Below are 14050 nucleotides of genomic sequence, written 5' to 3' on the forward strand. Positions count from 1 at the left end.
GACCATCGGCTTGGTGGGGCCCAATGGCCGCCCGACACATGTGCCGAGCCTGTACATCGGACCGTACCGGCTCGATCCCGCGGCGACGCTGCAGACTGCCGGAGTTCGGGACGGCACCGACCTCGGACTCGGCGCTCCTCTTCCCTGGGAGCCCGAGCCCGAGGGACGGTCAGAAATCAGGGTGGTGTCGGGGCCCGGTGCGGGAACCGTCTTTCGTGTCATGCCAGGCGATTACGACATCGGCAGTGGCGAAGGGTGCCGGATCCGACTCGCACGCAGCGCCGGCGCTCCACCGCTCGGAGCCCGCGTCAGGTTACGGCTGGACGGTACCGGTGAGATCGTCGAAGCCGAAAACGCTTTACTGGACGGCAAACCCGTACAACCGCAGTCACCATGGAAGCCGGGCAACCAACTCGCGATCGGTGACACCTTGCTGGAACTGGCCGACCGTCAATCCGACCGGGCTCCGCTGACTCCCGCCACCGACGGCCTCGGCTTGGAGTTCAACCGGCCCCCGCGCTTTCTGCCGCCCGCGGCAGGCGGCAAGTTCCGGCTGCCGCAGCCGCCGGTCAAGCCGGCCAAGAGGGCGATCCCGTTGTTGCCAATTCTGCTGCTGCCGATCGCCACGTCGCTGGTCACCGTGTTCACCACCGGCAGGTTGAGCTTCATCGTCATCGCACTGCTCTCGCCGATCGTCGCGTTGATCACCCAGTTCGGCGGACGCAAGCAGACGATCCAAAAGTACGAGGAGGACAAGACGAACTTCGATGAGAAGGTCGCGCAGATCCAGGAGAACATCGACGCCGCGCTGCGAGACGAGCAGCGCAACTTGCGGCTGAGCTTGCCCGATCCGGCGTCTCTGCTCCAGATGGCAACGCTGCCGTCAGAGCGGTTGTGGGAGCGCCGCTTCTCCGACCACGACTTCCTGTCGGTGCGCGTCGGGACGACCGACCTTCCCTCGGCCACCAGCGTCGAGGACCCCGGCCAGGACGAGAACCGACGCACCATGGTGCCGTGGCTCAGTCAAGTGCCGATATCGGTGGACATCCGGCGGGCCGGGGTGGTGGGCATTGCCGGCGAGGACGCCAGCGGCATCGCAGCTTGGATCGCTGCCCAAGCGGCATGCCTGCACAGTCCCACCGATCTGCGGCTGGTCGTGTTGTCGGGCCCTGACGGCGAACAGGATTGGGCCTGGACCCGGTGGCTGCCTCACACGCAGGCACAAGGGGAGGACGGCTACGTGCTGCTCGGCAGCACCACCGACTCGCTGGCCCTACGCCTCGGCGAACTCGGCCAGATCGTCATGGCACGCATGGCCGCGGGTCCGGGGCTGGAACGCAGCGGTGCCGCCGGCTACCCCGACATCCTGGTGATTCTGGAGAAGTCGCGGCGCGCGCGCTCGCTGCCTGGGGTCATCGCGCTCCTTCGTGACGGGCCCGCAGTCGGTGTCCATGTCATCTGCATCGACCGCGAGGAGCGGTTGCTGCCCGAGGAGTGCCGTGCCGTCGTCGTCAGCGGAGCACCCACCAAAGCCATGTCGGCGTTGCGGACAGGCGACTCACCGGCATTGGAGCAGATCCGTACGGATCTACCGGATTTCGGGTGGTACGAACAGCTCGGACGGGCACTGGCCCCTCTGCGGGGCGTGGGGGACAGTGAGGAAAGCGCCCTACCCGGCGCCGTACGCCTGCTCGACGTGCTCGACATCGAACCGCCGACGCCGCAGGCCATTGTGGCGGGTTGGTCGCTCGGCGGGCGAAGCACCACGGCCGTTCTCGGCGCCGGCTTCGACGGTCCGTTTTCAGTCGACCTGGTGCGCGACGGACCCCACGCGCTCATCGCTGGCACGACCGGATCGGGAAAGTCTGAGTTGCTGCAGACGCTGGTGGCCACGCTCGCTGTGGTGAATCGACCAGACGAGATGACCTTCGTGCTGGTCGATTACAAGGGCGGCAGCGCCTTCGCCGAGTGCGCCGATCTGCCGCACACCGTCGGCCTGGTCACCGACCTCGACACTCAACTGGTGGAGCGAGCATTGATCTCCTTGGGAGCCGAGCTGCGCCGCCGGGAGACACAATTGGCGAAGGCCGGCGCCAAGGACGTTCTCGACTACCTCGACAAGCGTTCTCGCGGAGGTGATGTGCTGCCGCCGCTACCGCGACTGATGCTGGTGATCGACGAATTCGCCTCCATGGTGCGCGAACTGCCCGACTTCATCTCCGGGTTGGTGAACATCGCACAACGGGGGCGCTCGCTCGGTATTCATCTGGTGCTGGCCACGCAACGGCCAGGGGGCGCTGTCACACCGGATATCCGCGCCAACACGAACCTGCGGATTGCACTGCGCACCACCGACACCTCCGAGAGCCGAGACATCATCGATGCGCCGGATTCGGGCGATATCTCACCGGCCACCCCCGGCCGCGCTTTCGTTCGCCTCGGGCCCTCAGCGCTGTTGCCTTTTCAGTCCGCGAGAGTCGGCGGGCGCCGGCCGTCCGGTGACGTTGCGGGTGATGCTCCGGTGCCTATTGCCGCAGAGGTGGTGACGTGGAAGGACCTTGGCGGACCCCTGCCAACGCGACGTGCGGGTCGGGACGGCTCTGGTCTGGCCCAGACCGAGGCCATCACTGACCTCGCCGTGCTGACCACTGCCATCGCGCAAGCCTCTGAAATGGCTCAGATTCCACGTCAGCCCAGTCCGTGGCTTCCGCCACTACCGCAAGTGCTGCAATGGGTGCCACCGCCTGCACCTGCGGCAGTAGACACTCGCGAGGCTGCGCTCCCACCAGTGCAATACGGCATGGTCGATCTTCCCGCGCTGCAGAACCGCGCACCGTTGGTGTTCGACATTGACCGGGCCGGACATCTCCACATCGTCGGTTCGCCCCGCAGTGGACGGTCGCAGACACTGCGCACTTTGGCGGCGGCGCTCGCGATGGCACACGGAGCAGACGATGTGCACATATATGGAATCGACTGCGGCAACGGCGCACTCAATGTGCTCGCCGAGCTGCCACACTGCGGCGCGGTCGTCGACCGCAACCAAATCGAGCGTCTCGGGCGGCTACTGGACCGGCTCAACGGCGAACTGACCGCGCGCCAGAGCCTGTTCGGCAGCCGCGGCACCGCTGACTTGACCGAACTCCGTCGCGATCAGGCGCCTGGCGAGCGGCTACCGCACATCGTTGTGATGGTCGACCGCTTCGAGGTCTTCGACCGCGAATTCAGTTCCTACGACAACGGCAGCTACCTGGAGCGGTTGATCCGGTTACTGCGCGACGGCGCCGGCGTCGGCATTCACGCCGTGCTCGCCGGCGACCGCGCGCTGGCCAGCAGTCGGTTCTCCGGCACCACCGACGACAAACTTGTGTTGCGGCTCAACGACCGTCAGGACTATTCGTCCGTGGGTATTCCCACCAAGGCGGCGCCCTCGGACCCGTTGCCGGGCAGAGCAATTCGCACCCAAGATCTCAGCGAGGCGCAGATTGCGGTACTGGGCACAGACTTGAGCGGCACCGCTCAAGCGGACAGTGTGCTCGCACTGGCGCAGGAGTTGCAGAACCGCGAGGCAGCGGTTCCTGCGTCGCGACGTGCGCAGCCACTCGATGTCCTTCCCGACCGCATCGCCTATGCCGAAGCGATGGCGCTGCACCGCAACGAACCGATGCGGCCGCTGGTCGCGATCGGCGGCGACACGCTGACATCCCTCGGCCCTGACCTCGCCGACGTACCGACGTTCGTCATCGCCGGACCACCAAGGACGGGCCGCAGTACCGCGCTGCTGACGGCCGCGGAGTCCCTGTTGGGCGCCGGCTCCGGACTGGTTGTACTGGCACCGCGCCGATCTCCACTACGGAGCCTGGAAGGCAGACAAGGGGTTGCGGCGGTGATCACCGATCCGGAAATCTCCGTGCTCGACTTCCGTGCGGTGCTTTCAAACATCCCGGAGTCCACGGCGGTCATCATCGTCGACGACGCCGAGTTGCTGATGGGTGCCGAAATCGACTCGGACCTCGCGCTACTCGCGCGCGGCGCACAAGGTAACGGCTGGGCGGTGATGGCTGCGGGCAATGCGGAGTCGCTGTCGCTCAGCTTGGCAGGCTGGATGGGTCAGGTGAAACGGAACCGCACAGGCATGTTGCTGTCACCCCAGGGCCTCGGTGACGGGGAAGTCATCGGAATCAAGTTGACGCGCGGGGTGGTCGGCCAGGCTCCGCAGCCCGGCCGCGGGCTGCTGCATCTGGGTGACGGCTCGCTGATCTCGGTGCAGGTGCCGTTGTCCACCGTCGACGCGCCGGAAAGCACCGCGGCCACGTCGAATTGACCGACGCGGCCGCGGTGACCGAAGCGGTTTGTCCTCACCCGGTCAGATCGAGTTGGTTTCCGTCGGCGTCCAGGAACCGGAACGTGCTCGTGATCGCATCGAAGAGGTCGTACACCTCGTTCTTCAACGGCAAGTTGGGACTGGCCAATGTCACCACCAGGAAGTCGTTCGTGGCACCGGGGACCGGCATCATGGTGTGCATGGTCAGCAGTTTCACGTCGACATCAGACGTCAAGCGGGTGACCTCGGTTCCGGTGATGCGCGCGACCGCCCCCACCGCAGGCACCCGAACCGACGTGATCACACGGTCTTTCGGCGCGACGCCGGTTGCAGATGAGACACCCAACTGCGCCGACAGGACGGGCAGCGTCAGCTCCTGGCCCGTGGGTGTGGTGACGGCGAACACCATGCCGTAGGCCATGAAGAGCCCGTCACTGTAGAACGTCGCCGTTCCGGTCGCGAGCAGCGCACCCTGCTTGCGCGCCGCCCGGCTGACCTCTCGCCCCTGTCGGAACATGTCGTTGATCCGCAGCTTCTCCCGGGGGTCGCTGGTCATCGACAGGGCCTGCGCTCGTGTCCGCGCCAACTTCTCACCGCTGAGGTCGGCGTCCTCCCACAGATCGGGCACGTTGAGCAGAAACTGTTGCGCGGTACTCATTTGGCTGCCTTTGCGGCGTCGTCGAACCCGCCACCGTCGTCGAGATTGCTCGCCGCGTCCGCATCTGTCTTCTCAAACGAGTCGAGGATGTTGCCGATCGCGTCGCGTATGCCCTTCACTTCCTTTTTCAGCTGGGTCTTGCCGTCGTTCCACTTCTTTTCGAAGTTCCCTGCAGAACCTCGCGACAGCTCTCGGCCGAACGCCCCGTCGAAGTCGAACGTGTTGCGGTCAATGTCGATGTTGTCGCTGACGAAGCCCAGCATGTCCTGAGCTTCCTTGAGCTCGTTACCCGGAATGTTCACTTCGGATGCCATCGGCGGTCCTTTCTCATTGAGGGGACGACCTTTTCGTCCTCTCGTCATGACGACGGGAGTTCAAGCGGTGGGGTTCATCACGCCGCGGTGATGAACCCCACCGCGGCCTCGACCGTCGAATCGGACATGACAACGATTCCTACACAGCAACTCTCGACGTACCGGCGCAAGACGGCACCGCTCGTTGGCGCTTCATTGTTTCTGGTGTGCGCCGCAGTACTGTCCGGATGCGGCAAGACCGTGTCGATAGGAGACGGCGCCCAGGCATCGACATCCGCCGCGCCCACATCCGCGGCAGCTTCCGTCGATCCCGACGGTGCGGTGCAGGTCCTCGATGGAACCGCTGCGCAGAACGGCAAGTCCGGCAATGGCGGCACGGTGACAGGCAACGCCACCCAGCAGAATCCACCGGAGTGGGTACAGCTGTCGACGACAACGACACCCGGGCTTGCCGGTCCCAACGTGGTGAACATCAACGGTGCCACTTTGTATCGGTTCGACAAGGACACCAAGGGGTCCAACAAGTCGAACTGCAACGGGGACTGCGCGACCATGTGGCCACCGGTGACCATAGAGGAAGGTGCCAATGTCTACCTCGACGGCGTTGATCGTAAGCAGGTGGGGGCGTTCCGGCGCCAGGACGGCGACATTCAGCTGACCGTCGGTGGGTGGGCGCTATACCGGTATTCGGGCGACTCCAACGCCGGCGATCTCAAGGGCCAGGGCGTGGGCGGCACGTGGTTCGCCGTCGGACCGAAGGGGCAGAAGGTGATGGCGGCCTCGTCGATGTCGACGAAAGCATCCCAGCCGCAACAGTATCCACAGCAGCAGAAGCAGCCCCAGCAGTACCCGCAAAACCAAAAGGCAGCTCAAGGCTATCCGCAACAGCAATACCCGCATTACTGATGCCTGGTGGGGTCGGCGCTCACGAGTCGGCGAGTTCGGCGAGCGCCTGCCCTGACACTCGATAGGTGATCCACTCGTTCTGCGGCCGCCCGCCGACGGCGTCGTAGAGCGCGATCGCGTTGACGTTCCAGTCCAGCACCGCCCACGACAACCGGGTGTAGCCGTTGTCCACGCATTCCCTGGCCAGCGTCGACAGCAGCTTGCGGGCGAGTCCACGGCGGCGGAACTGCGGGCGCACGTAGAGGTCCTCGAGGTAGACGCCCGCGACGCCGTCCCAAGTGGAGAAGTTGAGGAACCACAGGGCGCCCGCCGCGGCTTGGCCGTCGACCTCGGCGATGTGACCGTAGACCGTCGGGCGATCGCCGAAAAGGGCTTCCGCCAACTGCTTTTCGGTGACGGTGCAGTCGGCGCTGGCGCGCTCGAACTCGGCCAGTTCGTGGATCATCGCGGTCAGTTCGGTCTCGTCGCCCGGCCGGACGCGCCGAATGGTCTCGCTCATGGCTGCACTCCCAGCGCCGACAGGATCGTGTTGAATTTCGTTGTGGTTTCCGCGACTTCGTCATCGGGGTCGGACTCGACGACGATCCCACCGCCGGAGTGCGCGTCGGCGGTGCGGCGGTCGGCGGACAGCTGCGCGCCCCGGATCGACACCACCCATCGGCCGTCGCCGCGCTGATCGCACCAACCCACCGCACCGGCGTAGAAGCCGCGGTCGCCTTCCAGTTCGTTGATCAGTTCGGCCGCGGCGCTCGCAGGCACGCCGCCGACCGCGGGTGTCGGGTGCAGCGCAATCGCCAAATCCAACGCGGTAGTTGACTTTTCGCGCAAGGTGCCGGTGATCGGGGTGTACAGGTGCCACACCGCCGCGGTCTTGCTCAGCTGCGGTTCCGGTGCGATCTGCAGATCGACGCACAACGGGTCCAGTGCCTCACGCATCGCCTCCACCACCAACCGGTGCTCGTGGCGGTCCTTGGCCGACGCGGCCAGGGCCGCGCCGCTGGCGTCGTCGGCGACCGGGTCGGCGAGCCGTGGCGCCGACCCGGCGAACGGGCGGCAGCTGACCTGGTCGCCGCGCCTGGCCACCAGCAACTCGGGGCTGGCGCCCACCAGGGCGGCACCGGAGTAGCCGCCGCCCGCGGCGGTCAGGTCGACGAGGTAGGCGTTGGCGGTCGGATCGTTGGCCACCAGCCGCGACACGATCGTGCGGGCGTCGAGCGGTCCCTCGGCGACCAACCGCAGCGCCCTGGCCAGCACCACCTTGTGCAGGCCGCTGCCGGGGTCCTGCAACCGGCGCAACGCGGCGCCGATGCGGGCCCGGTGCTCCTCGGGATCGGGCATGGTCTGGGCGATCCGCGTCGTCGGCAACTCGCGCACCGGCCAGTCCGGCAGCGTGTCGGAGAACTGCACCGTCTGCGGACGGATCAGCGCTGCGGGCTTCGTGACGTCAAAGGGCAACGCGCCCAAGATGATCGGCGCACTGTGTGATGCAAGGGCGGCGCGGGCGTCACCGAGTCGGGGGAAGGCGGTGTGCACGCCCTCGGCGACCACCACGCCGGTGCGCCCGGCGAGCACGAAGGCCGGTTCGCGGGTCACGTCGGAAGGCACGGGTGGCGGTGACCCGTGAGGCCCAACGCGCTGATCTGGCGCTCGCCGTGCTCGAAGCCGCACACCGCGATGGATGCGGCCACCATCGCGAACCTGATGCCTTCGGAGATGTCGAGTTCGACCCAGCGGGTCACCACAGCGCGGGAGAAGTGCCCATGCCCGACGAACAGCACGTCGCGCGACTCCATCTGCTTCAACGCGTAGCCGATCGCCTCATCGGCCCGGTCGCTCACCTGCTGCAGGCTTTCTCCGCCAGGGCAGCCGTGCGTCCACACCAGCCAGTCGGGCACCTGTTCGCGGATCTGCTGGGTGGTCAGCCCTTCGTAGTCGCCGTAATCCCACTCGGCCAGCAGGGGAGACACCTCGTCGACTTTCAAGCCGGCCAGTTCGGCGGTGTCGCGGGCGCGCTGCCGCGGGCTGGACACCACCAGCGGGTTGTGCAGAGTAAGAACCGAGAGCGCGTCGGCGGCCAGCTTGGCCTGCTCACGTCCGGTTTCGGTTAGTTCGAGTTCGGTCCGGCTGGTGTGCTGGCCGGACTTCGACCACTCGGTTTCGCCGTGACGGAGCAGAAACAGCCGGTGCTGCAGAAGGCTCACGCAGAAAGATTGTGCCGCACGACGGCTGCCGAGTGGGTACCCGTGCAACGATGAACACCGTGACGCGGGTACTTGCGGTCGCCAATCAAAAGGGTGGGGTCGCCAAAACGACGACGGTGGCGTCGCTGGGCGCAGCGATGGTGGAGAAGGGCAAACAGGTCCTGCTGGTGGACCTGGATCCCCAGGGGTGTCTGACGTTTTCGCTGGGCCAGGATCCCGACAAGCTGGCCGTGTCGGTCCACGAGGTGCTGTTGGGTGAGGTCGAACCCGACGCGGCGCTGGTCGACACGTCGGAAGGGATGACGCTGCTGCCTGCCAACATCGACCTGGCGGGCGCCGAGGCGATGCTGCTGATGCGAGCGGGCCGCGAGTACGCGCTCAAGCGGGCGCTGGCCAAGATCGGCGACCGCTACGACGTGGTGATCATCGACTGCCCACCGTCGCTGGGCGTGCTGACCCTCAACGGGTTGACCGCCGCCGACGACGTGATCGTGCCGCTGCAGTGCGAAACGCTGGCGCATCGCGGTGTCGGTCAGTTCCTGCGCACGATCACCGATGTACAGCAGATCACCAACTCCGACCTCAAGCTGTTGGGCGCGCTGCCGACGCTTTACGACTCGCGCACCACCCACAGCCGCGATGTGCTGCTCGACGTCGCCGACCGCTACGAGCTTCCGGTGTTGGCGCCGCCGATCCCGCGCACAGTGCGCTTCGCCGAAGCCAGCGCGTCGGGGTGCTCGGTGTTGGCGGGGCGCAAGAACAAGGGCGCACACGCCTACCGCGAGTTCGCCTCGGCGCTGCTGAAGCACTGGAAGAACGGCAAGGCGCTGGCCACGTTCACCCCGGAGCTCTGAGCGGGCCGTCGAGTGGCAAGTTGTGTCACGCTGCCTAGCGAGAAGCGTGCATCAGCTGGCCACTCGGCATGGCGGGCGTTGACTAACTGTACTGACCTGAGAGGTTAGGTACACGGCTGGCTGGTGGTTGACCCCCGAGTGCTGTGTGGCCGCGGTGGTGATTGTAGTTGTGCAGCCACCGTGGGTACTCCTGGCAGCGCTGTTCGTCGCTGGTGTACAACCGGGCGTAGGCCCACTCATCGGCGAGGGTCCGGTGGAATCGCTCCACCTTCCCGTTGGTCTGCGGCCGATACGGCCGTGTGCGGCGATGCTCGATGTCGTCGCCCAGCGCCTTGCGGAAGGCGTGTGACCGGTAGCAGGATCCGTTGTCGGTCAACACCTTTTGAACAATGATTCCTTGCTCGATGAACCATGCGTTGGCGCGTCCCCAGAACTCGGACGCGGTCTCCTTGCGTTCGTCGGCCAGCATCTCGGAGTAGGCCAGCCGCGAATGCGCGTCCAGAGCCGTGTGCAGGAAGTGGTAGCCCCGCACCGGATTGCGGTACTTACTGCGCCGTCCCGAACTCTTATCGGCTTGCGTGTTGTGCTTACCTGCCTGCCGGCCCAGCATGCGCCAACCGCCGCCGGCGGGGATCTTGCCCAGCTTCTTGACATCGACGTGCACGAGATCACCACATGCGGCCGATTCCATGCGCCGCACCACGCGCCCGGTCGCGCGGTCGAGCCAACGCAGTTTGGCAATGCCGTAACGGCGCAGCACGTTGTGCACCGTGGAGACGTTCAACCGCAGCAGGTAGGCGATCCGGGCCGGCCCCCACCGTCGGGTGACACGCACCCCGATGACGCGCCGCTCTGTCCGTACCGGCGTGCGATTGGGGCTGTGATGCGGCCGTGAGCTGCGGTCGGCCATCCCGGCCTCGCCCAGCTCGAGATAGCGATCCACCCACCGACAGACGGTGGTCACCGACACCTGGAAGCGTTCAGCCGCGCGACGACGCGACCACCCGTCATCGACGACGCATTGAGCCAGCCGCAGACGACCGGTTTCGGACAGAGGGGCATTACGGTGAACCACGAAGACCTCCGAGATCGGTGAGCGTTCCTAGACAGCTCGCACTCCACTCGGAGGTCTTCGTCTTGTCACCTCACCACGCCGTCACCAACGTCCGTGGTCAGTACAACTAACCCAGCGCGACGAGTTGATCGCCGCGCTGCTCGATGATCATCGAACCGGCGACCGCAGGCACCACCGGCGCCGTACCTGGCGGCCTGCCCACCGGGATGTGTTCGATGCCCGCGCCCGTTGCCGGGTCGAAGACGTCATAGCCGCCGGTGACGGGCACCAGCAACTTGCCCGCCATCATGGTCGCGGGCCCGAGCGGCTTGTTGGCGCCCGCCGAGCTGACGCTGTAGCGATAGCGAAGTCCGTTGGCGGAGAACACCATTACGGTGTCGCCCGTCCACCACGTGATCAGGTCGCCCGCCCGCGACATCACCGCGTCGGGCGACGGCGGCGTCGGCACCAGGGTGCTCGCGACGGTGGCGCCGGTCTCGTCGACGATGTTCACCGTCGGCTTCGGGACCGGGACGTAGACCGCTGTGGTGGTGTCCGACACCGCGACGACGCGAGCACCGGAGTTGTCGGCCACCCCTGGCTGCGGAACGTATTTCAAATCCGGCGTGTCCTCTTCGTCGGAGGGCCGCAGCAGCGTCAGCCGCAGGTCGGCCTGCTTCGGGCAGGCCTCCAGCACCGACACCGCCGTCGAACTCGACTGCGCATCCACCAGTCGGCACAGCGGGTACGTCGGCACGCTGGGCTTGATCCGCGCGTCGAGCTGGCCGTAGGACAGCATCCGCACCATGTCCGAGCGCCACAATTCCAGTCGGCTGTCCCCGGCAGAAAGCACGACGGTGCCGTCGGACGACAACCGCACCCGGGGATCGGCGTAGGCGCTGCGACTGGGCCCGCGCTCGCCGGTCTTGGCGTCGATCGTGCTGACCTGTCCGCAGCCGCGGACATCCGGATACACCGCGACGGCGTAGTTGTAAACGTAAGTGACACCGCACAATTCGAGGTCGCGAGCGTAGCTCCACCGCGTCTGTCCGGTGGCCGGATCCCGGCCGTCGACCTCGCGGCCGTCACCGGTGACGACATTGCCGCCGACCACCAACGGCATGGTGGTCTTCGGGCTCGCCGCCGTCCAGAGCTGACGCAACGTCTTCGGCACCGCTTTGGCGGTGGGCAGCACCGGCGCCGGCGTGGCGGCGGGCTTGCTGAGGGTGGCCCTGGCGTCGCTGGTCCACCAGATCAGGGCCGCGACGATGACGACCGCTGCCGCGATCGCCGCGGCCGCCACCATGTCGCCCCTGGTGCGGCGTTCGGGTTTGACCATCTCCGTCGGAGGTGACCCTTGGCTAGCCGGCGTTCGCGGCCGCGGTCTTGCGCGGGCGGCGGCGGCGACGCCGCTTGGCAGGCGATGCGCCGTCTGCGGCGGTGTCGTCCGAGGCAGGTTCGGGCTGCTCGGCCGCCGACGCGGGATGGCCGGTGGTCGGCTTGCCGCCACGGGTCCGCCGCCTAGTCCGGGTGCGGGCGGGGCGCTCGGCCTTCTCCGCGGGGGCGCGCTTGACCGACGCCTTGGGCGGATCTCCGACCGTGCTGCCTGCGTCGGTCGGAATGTCGAGTTCGGTGTAGAGATGCGGCGAGCTGGAGTACGTCTCGGCGGGATCCGGGCAACCCAGGCCCAGCGCCTTGTCGATCATCTCCCAACGGGCCAGCTCGTCCCAGTCCACCAGCGTGATCGCGACGCCGGTCTTGCCCGCGCGCCCGGTGCGGCCGATGCGGTGCACGTAGGCCTGCTCGTCCTCGGGGATCTGATAGTTGATGACGTGAGTGACGTCGTCGATGTCGATGCCGCGCGCGGCGACGTCGGTGGCGACCAACACATCGATGGCGCCGGTGCGGAATGCCTTGAGCGCCTTCTCGCGGGCACCCTGGCCCAGATCACCGTGCACGGCGCCGACCTTGAAGCCGCGCTCGGCCAGTTCGTCGGACACCTTCTGGGCGGTGCGCTTGGTACGGGTGAAGATCATGGTCGCGCCGCGACTCTTCGCCTGCAGCACCCGGCTGACCAGTTCCACCTTGTCCAGCGCGTGGGCGCGGTAGACGAACTGCTCGGTGGTGTCGTGGGTGGCCGCCGAATGCGGGGCCTCGGCCCGGATGTGCGTCGGCTGGTTCATGAAGGTGCGGGCCAGCGTGATGATCGGATCCGGCATCGTCGCCGAGAACAGCATCGCCTGCCGCTCGTCGGGGATCTGCTTGAGGATCCGCTCGATGTCGGGCAGGAAGCCGAGGTCGAGCATCTCGTCGGCCTCGTCGAGCACCAGCATCGACAGCCCGCCGAGCTGCAGGTGGCCCTGCTGCGCCAGGTCGAGTAGGCGACCGGGCGTACCGACGACCACGTCGACGCCCTTCTGCAGCGCCTCGATCTGCGGTTCGTAGGGCCTGCCACCGTAGATCGACGTCACGGTCAGCTTGCGATCGTCTGCGGTCAAATACTTGGCCGCCATCGCCAGGTCGCCGTAGACCTGCAGGCACAGTTCGCGGGTCGGCACCACGACCAGGGCGCGGGGGATGCCGGTCAGCGGGCGCTCGGAGTCGGTGGTGATGCGCTGCAACAGCGGCACACCGAAGGCAAGCGTCTTGCCCATACCGGTGCGCGCCTGACCGATCAGGTCGTCGCCTGCGAGGGCGAGCGGCAGTGTCAGTTCCTGAATGGCAAAGGGATGTTCCTTACCGTCTTCGGCCAATGCGCGCACTATTTCGTCGCGGACGCCGAGTTCGGCAAACTTCGGATTCAGATGAGTCATGCTTGGGGTAGGTAGCCTTTCTGGGTCGAACCTCGTATGACCTCGCGGATTCCACACGCGCGCACGAGTTCGACGGAGCTACGGCCGAGGGCCCTGCGTTGAGGTCGCGGGCCGACTGCGTGCACGCACATTTCTTCGGTAGCGGCTGTCTCGAAATGCCACTGCCGGTACCCATGGTACCTGGTCGGGTTTGCCCGGCGGTTCACGCGGCGGTCGGCGTCTAGAGTTGGGCCATGACTTCGACGCCTCACGCCACTTCTCCCGAACAGAGCACCTCGGGCGTGTCGGCCAACCATCCCGGCGTCAACGAACTCTTCGCACTGTTGGCATACGGCGAGGTCGCGGCGTTTTACCGGCTCACCGACGAGGCGCGGATGGCGCCCAACCTCCGCGGCCGGATCAACATGGCGAGCATGGCCGCCGCCGAGATGAACCACTACGAAGTGCTTCGGGATGCGTTGGAGCGCAGGGGCGTCGACGTGGTGCCCGCGATGACGAAGTACGCGTCCGCACTGGAGAACTATCACCGGCTCACCACGCCGAGCACCTGGCTCGAGGCGCTGGTGAAGACGTATGTCGGCGACGCGCTCGCCGCCGATTTCTACCTCGAGATCGCCGACGCGCTGCCCGACGAGGTCGCCGACGTGGTCCGCGCGGTGCTGTCGGAGACCGGGCACTCGCAGTTCGTCGTGGCCGAGGTGCAGGCTGCTGTGACGGCGAGCGAGAAGCAACGCCACCGGCTGGCACTGTGGTCGCGCCGACTGCTCGGCGAGGCCATCACGCAGGCCCAGTACGTGATGGCCGACCACGACGAACTCGTCGACCTGGTGATGGCCAGCGGCGAGGGGCTGTCGCAGATGACCGAGTTCTTCGACCGGCTGCAGCAGACGCACAGCACGCGCATGCGCGAACTCGGCCTGGCCTGA

12 protein-coding genes are annotated in these 14050 nt (G+C 66.8%); 4 read left to right on the forward strand and 8 right to left on the reverse strand.

The genetic code is table 11. From position 1 onward, the window contains the following. The first annotated feature begins 13 nt into the window (after nt 1-13). Complete coding sequence (locus C1A30_RS13065) at nt 14-4324, forward strand: FtsK/SpoIIIE domain-containing protein (RefSeq protein ID WP_200828251.1); 4311 nt, start codon at nt 14-16, stop codon at nt 4322-4324. Between the two features lie 34 nt (nt 4325-4358). On the opposite strand, the gene C1A30_RS13070 is transcribed toward C1A30_RS13065, so the two are convergent. Both C1A30_RS13070 and C1A30_RS13075 read right to left on the reverse strand, forming a co-directional pair. Further along, entirely contained in the window at nt 4359-4982 is a 624-nt protein-coding gene (locus C1A30_RS13070; protein ID WP_101948712.1) for a hypothetical protein, read from the reverse strand. Beyond that, nucleotides 4979-5296 carry a hypothetical protein gene (locus C1A30_RS13075; RefSeq protein ID WP_101948713.1) on the reverse strand — a complete coding sequence of 106 codons (318 nt, stop codon included), beginning with the start codon at nt 5294-5296 and terminating at the stop codon, nt 4979-4981. The genes C1A30_RS13070 and C1A30_RS13075 overlap by 4 nt, the downstream gene beginning before the upstream one ends. A gap of 126 nt (nt 5297-5422) precedes the next feature. Between C1A30_RS13075 and C1A30_RS13080 the strand changes: the two genes are divergently transcribed. Then, the gene (locus tag C1A30_RS13080; protein WP_101950171.1) at nt 5423-6202 is read left to right on the forward strand and encodes a hypothetical protein; all 780 of its coding nucleotides are present in this window, start codon (nt 5423-5425) and stop codon (nt 6200-6202) included. A gap of 19 nt (nt 6203-6221) precedes the next feature. Here the strand turns inward: C1A30_RS13080 and C1A30_RS13085 are convergent, their stop codons facing one another. From C1A30_RS13085 to C1A30_RS13095, 3 genes are read right to left on the reverse strand one after another with little or no spacing between them, the layout of a single operon-like run. Then, nucleotides 6222-6701: a GNAT family N-acetyltransferase gene (locus tag C1A30_RS13085; protein WP_101948714.1), complete on the reverse strand. Its 480-nt coding sequence runs from the start codon at nt 6699-6701 to the stop codon at nt 6222-6224. Beyond that, nucleotides 6698-7795, reverse strand: a complete 1098-nt coding sequence (locus C1A30_RS13090; RefSeq protein WP_101948715.1) for an isochorismate synthase MenF — start codon at nt 7793-7795, stop codon at nt 6698-6700. The genes C1A30_RS13085 and C1A30_RS13090 overlap by 4 nt, the downstream gene beginning before the upstream one ends. Beyond that, nucleotides 7792-8403, reverse strand: a complete 612-nt coding sequence (locus C1A30_RS13095; protein ID WP_101948716.1) for an acid phosphatase — start codon at nt 8401-8403, stop codon at nt 7792-7794. Before C1A30_RS13095 ends, C1A30_RS13090 begins: the two co-directional genes overlap by 4 nt. 50 nt (nt 8404-8453) lie before the next feature. Here C1A30_RS13095 and C1A30_RS13100 point away from each other — a divergent pair, with 50 nt between their 5' ends. Then, a complete protein-coding gene (locus C1A30_RS13100; protein WP_200828252.1) occupies nt 8454-9257 on the forward strand; it encodes a ParA family protein in 804 nt (267 codons plus the stop codon). Nucleotides 9258-9339: 82 nt separating this feature from the next. On the opposite strand, the gene C1A30_RS13105 is transcribed toward C1A30_RS13100, so the two are convergent. The 3 genes from C1A30_RS13105 to C1A30_RS13115 form a co-directional block, all read right to left on the reverse strand. Next, nucleotides 9340-10332 carry an IS481 family transposase gene (locus C1A30_RS13105; protein ID WP_101946856.1) on the reverse strand — a complete coding sequence of 331 codons (993 nt, stop codon included), beginning with the start codon at nt 10330-10332 and terminating at the stop codon, nt 9340-9342. A gap of 106 nt (nt 10333-10438) precedes the next feature. Beyond that, nucleotides 10439-11650, reverse strand: a complete 1212-nt coding sequence (locus C1A30_RS13110) for a PQQ-binding-like beta-propeller repeat protein (RefSeq protein WP_101948717.1) — start codon at nt 11648-11650, stop codon at nt 10439-10441. A gap of 22 nt (nt 11651-11672) precedes the next feature. Then, entirely contained in the window at nt 11673-13124 is a 1452-nt protein-coding gene (locus C1A30_RS13115; protein WP_101948718.1) for a DEAD/DEAH box helicase, read from the reverse strand. A gap of 233 nt (nt 13125-13357) precedes the next feature. Between C1A30_RS13115 and C1A30_RS13120 the strand changes: the two genes are divergently transcribed. Continuing rightward, nucleotides 13358-14050 carry a ferritin-like fold-containing protein gene (locus C1A30_RS13120; protein ID WP_101948719.1) on the forward strand — a complete coding sequence of 231 codons (693 nt, stop codon included), beginning with the start codon at nt 13358-13360 and terminating at the stop codon, nt 14048-14050.

The organism is Mycobacterium sp. 3519A, from assembly GCF_900240945.1.
In the GTDB taxonomy this organism is placed as follows: Bacteria; Actinomycetota; Actinomycetes; order Mycobacteriales; family Mycobacteriaceae; genus Mycobacterium.

Bases quoted from the DNA above. Each gene is read 5' to 3' on its own strand.
- C1A30_RS13070 (WP_101948712.1), bottom strand. From the start codon at position 4,982: ATGAGTACCGCGCAACAGTTTCTGCTCAACGTGCCCGATCTGTGGGAG.
- C1A30_RS13075 (WP_101948713.1), bottom strand. From the start codon at position 5,296: ATGGCATCCGAAGTGAACATTCCGGGTAACGAGCTCAAGGAAGCTCAG.
- C1A30_RS13080 (WP_101950171.1), top strand. From the start codon at position 5,423: ATGACAACGATTCCTACACAGCAACTCTCGACGTACCGGCGCAAGACG.
- C1A30_RS13085 (WP_101948714.1), bottom strand. From the start codon at position 6,701: ATGAGCGAGACCATTCGGCGCGTCCGGCCGGGCGACGAGACCGAACTG.
- C1A30_RS13100 (WP_200828252.1), top strand. From the start codon at position 8,454: ATGAACACCGTGACGCGGGTACTTGCGGTCGCCAATCAAAAGGGTGGG.
- C1A30_RS13110 (WP_101948717.1), bottom strand. From the start codon at position 11,650: ATGGTCAAACCCGAACGCCGCACCAGGGGCGACATGGTGGCGGCCGCG.
- C1A30_RS13115 (WP_101948718.1), bottom strand. From the start codon at position 13,124: ATGACTCATCTGAATCCGAAGTTTGCCGAACTCGGCGTCCGCGACGAA.
- C1A30_RS13120 (WP_101948719.1), top strand. From the start codon at position 13,358: ATGACTTCGACGCCTCACGCCACTTCTCCCGAACAGAGCACCTCGGGC.